Genomic DNA, 233 nt, shown 5'->3' on the forward strand with positions numbered 1-233 from the left:
ATTTGGTAGATTATAACTATTTCGATTTTGCTAAAATAAAACTTTTCAAAGGCAGAAATTTCTCTAAAAAATATGCATCCGATACATTAAAAATAATTATTAACGAAACAGCTGCAAAAAAAATAGGAATTTCTGATCAACCTTTAGGAGAAAAATTCAATGTTGGTTTGTTCGATGACAACCAACCTGGTTTTGAAATTATTTGTCTTATAAAAGATTCTCCCTTTGATGGT

General features: G+C 27.9%; 1 protein-coding gene. It reads left to right on the forward strand.

What is annotated here, in order from left to right:
- A partial coding sequence (locus ACY2RW_RS16465) for a hypothetical protein (protein WP_490123800.1) occupies positions 1-233 on the forward strand: 233 nt, incomplete at both ends.

The sequence above is a fragment of the Polaribacter sp. 2305UL8-11 genome (assembly GCF_058147165.1).